The organism is Dermacoccus sp. 147Ba, assembly GCF_004151355.1.
Lineage (GTDB): Bacteria > Actinomycetota > Actinomycetes > Actinomycetales > Dermatophilaceae > Dermacoccus > Dermacoccus abyssi.
Window position 1 is genome coordinate 1 of sequence record NZ_SEHL01000021.1, and the last position, 3,190, is coordinate 3,190.

Here is a 3,190-nt window from a genome sequence, read left to right on the forward strand (position 1 = left end):
TAACGGAGAGTTTGATCCTGGCTCAGGACGAACGCTGGCGGCGTGCTTAACACATGCAAGTCGAACGATGAAGCGCCAGCTTGCTGGTGTGGATTAGTGGCGAACGGGTGAGTAACACGTGAGTAACCTGCCCCCTACTCTGGGATAAGCCTGGGAAACTGGGTCTAATACTGGATATGACCAATCACTGCATGGTGTGTTGGTGGAAAGATTTTTTGGTGGGGGATGGACTCGCGGCCTATCAGCTTGTTGGTGGGGTAATGGCCTACCAAGGCGACGACGGGTAGCCGGCCTGAGAGGGCGACCGGCCACACTGGGACTGAGACACGGCCCAGACTCCTACGGGAGGCAGCAGTGGGGAATATTGCACAATGGGCGAAAGCCTGATGCAGCGACGCCGCGTGAGGGATGACGGCCTTCGGGTTGTAAACCTCTTTCACCAGGGACGAAGCTAACGTGACGGTACCTGGAGAAGAAGCACCGGCTAACTACGTGCCAGCAGCCGCGGTAATACGTAGGGTGCGAGCGTTGTCCGGAATTATTGGGCGTAAAGAGCTTGTAGGCGGTTTGTCGCGTCTGCTGTGAAAGACCGGGGCTTAACTCCGGTTCTGCAGTGGGTACGGGCAGACTAGAGTATGGTAGGGGAGACTGGAATTCCTGGTGTAGCGGTGAAATGCGCAGATATCAGGAGGAACACCGATGGCGAAGGCAGGTCTCTGGGCCATTACTGACGCTGAGAAGCGAAAGCATGGGGAGCGAACAGGATTAGATACCCTGGTAGTCCATGCCGTAAACGTTGGGCGCTAGGTGTGGGGCTCATTCCACGAGTTCCGTGCCGCAGCTAACGCATTAAGCGCCCCGCCTGGGGAGTACGGCCGCAAGGCTAAAACTCAAAGGAATTGACGGGGGCCCGCACAAGCGGCGGAGCATGCGGATTAATTCGATGCAACGCGAAGAACCTTACCAAGGCTTGACATACACCGGAATCATGCAGAGATGTGTGCGTCTTCGGACTGGTGTACAGGTGGTGCATGGTTGTCGTCAGCTCGTGTCGTGAGATGTTGGGTTAAGTCCCGCAACGAGCGCAACCCTCGTTCCATGTTGCCAGCACGTGATGGTGGGGACTCATGGGAGACTGCCGGGGTCAACTCGGAGGAAGGTGGGGATGACGTCAAATCATCATGCCCCTTATGTCTTGGGCTTCACGCATGCTACAATGGCCGGTACAGAGGGTTGCGAAACTGTGAGGTGGAGCTAATCCCAAAAAACCGGTCTCAGTTCGGATTGGGGTCTGCAACTCGACCCCATGAAGTCGGAGTCGCTAGTAATCGCAGATCAGCAACGCTGCGGTGAATACGTTCCCGGGCCTTGTACACACCGCCCGTCAAGTCACGAAAGTTGGTAACACCCGAAGCCGGTGGCCTAACCCTTGTGGGGGGAGCCGTCGAAGGTGGGACTGGCGATTGGGACTAAGTCGTAACAAGGTAGCCGTACCGGAAGGTGCGGCTGGATCACCTCCTTTCTAAGGAGCACATGAGCTCTTGCATCACCGCGTGTGTGATGGGAGTGTGCTGGGTGGAACGATGATCATGGTGCACGCACTGCTCGCTCGAGCTAGCTCAAGTACAACACTGTCTTCGGATGGTGTGGGGAACGGGCTGGCTGAGGTGGGGTGGTGGGTGTGATTGGCGCGTTGTTGGGTTCTCAGGACATGCATCATGCGTGTTCTGGGGTTTGGCTGGCACTGACAGCCCGGCCACGAACGACTGCACGTGAGGACCTGTGAGGGTTCGGTGTGGTTGTGGTGGGTTGGTTGGTGTGTGGCGTGTTGTTTGAGAATTACACAGTGGACGCGAGCATCTAGTATCTGTGATCTTTAAGTTTTTAAGGGCACACGGTGGATGCCTTGGCACCAGGAACCGATGAAGGACGTTGTAATCTGCGATATGCCTCGGGGAGTCGATAAACAGGCTGTGATCCGGGGATTTCCGAATGGGGAAACCCGACCAGAATCATGTCTGGTCACCTGCACCTGAACACATAGGGTGTTGGGAGGGAACGTGGGGAAGTGAAACATCTCAGTACCCACAGGAAGAGAAAACAAGAGTGATTCCGTGAGTAGTGGCGAGCGAAAGCGGATGAGGCTAAACCATGATCGTGTGAGACCTGTCAGGGGTTGCGGTTGTGGGGTTGTGGGACAGTGCTGACCTTGTCTGACAGCAGGGTGCGCAGTAAGAAACCAGTTGTGTAGTCGAACAGTTTTGAATGGCTGGGCGTAGAGGGTGCGACTCCCGTAGACGAAACATAGCTGGCTGTGTTGTGCTGTTTCCCAAGTAGCACGGGGCCCGTGAAATCTCGTGTGAATCTGGCAGGACCACCTGCTAAGCCTAAATATTCCCTGGTGACCGATAGCGGACTAGTACCGTGAGGGAAAGGTGAAAAGAACCCCGGGAGGGGAGTGAAATAGATCCTGAAACCGTGTGCTTACAATCCGTCGGAGCCTCTGTGTGGGGTGACGGCGTGCCTTTTGAAGAATGAGCCTGCGAGTTAGTGCTCAGTGGCGAGGTTAACCCGTGTGGGGTAGCCGTAGCGAAAGCGAGTCCGAAGAGGGCGTTTGAGTCGCTGGGTCTAGACCCGAAGCGGAGTGATCTACCCATGGCCAGGTTGAAGCGCCGGTAAGACGGCGTGGAGGACCGAACCCACTTAGGTTGAAAACTGAGGGGATGAGCTGTGGGTAGGGGTGAAAGGCCAATCAAACTCCGTGATAGCTGGTTCTCCCCGAAATGCATTTAGGTGCAGCGTCGCGTGTTTCTTGCCGGAGGTAGAGCTACTGGATGGCTGATGGGCCCCACCGGGTTACTGACGTCAACCAAACTCCGAATGCCGGTAAGTGAGAGCGTGGCAGTGAGACTGCGGGGGATAAGCTTCGTAGTCGAGAGGGAAACAGCCCAGATCATCAGCTAAGGTCCCTAAGCGTGTGCTAAGTGGGAAAGGATGTGGAGTTGCTGTGACAACCAGGAGGTTGGCTTAGAAGCAGCCACCCTTTAAAGAGTGCGTAATAGCTCACTGGTCAAGTGATTCTGCGCCGACAATGTAGCGGGGCTCAAGCACATCACCGAAGCTGTGGCAATGACACACATACCCTTAACGGGGGTGTTGTTGGGTAGGGGAGCGTCGTGTGGCGAGTGAA

2 rRNA genes are annotated in these 3,190 nt (G+C 55.9%); both read left to right on the forward strand.

The features are described from left to right. Nucleotides 1-1,522 (forward strand): 16S ribosomal RNA (locus EVU97_RS14835). Between the two features lie 352 nt (nt 1,523-1,874). Beyond that, nucleotides 1,875-3,190: ribosomal RNA gene (locus EVU97_RS14840) — 23S ribosomal RNA — on the forward strand; the annotation flags it as partial.